At 66.4% G+C, this 1,448-nt stretch carries 1 pseudogene; it reads left to right on the top strand.

Going from position 1 to position 1,448, the window contains the following annotated elements:
* A pseudogene (locus ACL03I_RS39290) lies at positions 1-1,448 on the top strand (DNA-directed RNA polymerase subunit beta); the annotation flags it as partial.

Here is a 1,448-nt window from a genome sequence, read left to right as displayed (position 1 = left end):
GCCGGTCACCGTGCTGCTCAAGGCGCTGGGGTGGACCACCGAGGAGATCGTCGAGCGCTTCGGCTTCTCCGAGATCATGATGTCGACCCTGGAGAAGGACAACACCGCCGGTCAGGACGAGGCGCTGCTGGACATCTACCGCAAGCTGCGTCCGGGCGAGCCGCCGACGAAGGAGTCCGCGCAGACCCTGTTGGAGAACCTGTTCTTCAAGGAGAAGCGCTACGACTTGGCGCGCGTGGGCCGATACAAGGTCAACAAGAAGCTCGGCATCCACCTGGGCGAGCAGGTCGTCGGTTCGGTCTTGACGAAGGAAGACATCGTCAACACCATCGAGTACCTGGTGCGCCTGCACGCGGGTGACAAGCTCATGACCGCCCCCGGCGGCGTCGAGGTCCCGGTGGAAGTGGACGACATCGACCACTTCGGCAACCGCCGCCTGCGCACCGTCGGCGAGCTGATCCAGAACCAGATCCGGGTCGGCCTCTCCCGTATGGAGCGCGTGGTCCGCGAGCGGATGACCACTCAGGACGTCGAGGCGATCACGCCGCAGACCCTGATCAACATCCGCCCGGTCGTCGCCGCGATCAAGGAGTTCTTCGGAACGTCCCAGCTGTCGCAGTTCATGGACCAGAACAACCCGCTGTCGGGCCTGACCCACAAGCGTCGTCTCTCGGCGCTTGGCCCGGGTGGTCTGTCCCGTGAGCGCGCCGGTCTGGAAGTCCGTGACGTCCACCCGTCGCACTACGGCCGCATGTGCCCGATCGAGACCCCGGAAGGCCCGAACATCGGCCTGATCGGTTCGCTGTCGGTGTACGCGCGGGTCAACCCGTTCGGCTTCATCGAGACCCCGTACCGCAAGGTCGTCGACGGCCGGGTCACCGACGAGGTGGTCTACCTGACCGCCGACGAAGAGGACCGCCACGTGCGCGCCCAGGCGAACTCGCCGGTCGGCGCGGACGGCCGCTTCCTCGAGGATCGGGTCCTGTGCCGCCGTGGCAACGAGGAGAACGAGCTCGTCGCCGCTAGCGAGGTCGACTTCATGGACGTCTCGCCGCGCCAGATGGTGTCGGTCGCGACGGCGATGATCCCGTTCCTCGAGCACGACGACGCCAACCGCGCCCTCATGGGTGCGAACATGCAGCGTCAGGCGGTTCCGCTGATCCGTTCCGAGGCGCCGATCGTCGGTACCGGTATGGAGTTGCGTGCCGCGGTCGACGCCGGTGACGTGGTGGTGAACGAGAAGGCCGGTGTGGTCGAGGAGGTCTCCGCCGACTACGTCACCGTGATGGCCGACGACGGCACCCGCAAGAGCTACCGGATGCGTAAGTTCAACCGGTCGAACCAGGGCACCTGCTCCAACCAGCGTCCGATCGTGGACGAGGGCCAGCGGGTGGAGCGCGGTCAGGTTCTGGCCGATGGTCCGTGCACCGAGAACGGTGAGATGGCTC

The sequence above is a fragment of the Nocardia sichangensis genome (assembly GCF_047200615.1).
In the GTDB taxonomy this organism is placed as follows: Bacteria; Actinomycetota; Actinomycetes; order Mycobacteriales; family Mycobacteriaceae; genus Nocardia; species Nocardia sichangensis.
Note: the sequence above shows the minus strand (reverse complement) of the source record. Positions and strands in the feature narration are given on the sequence as shown.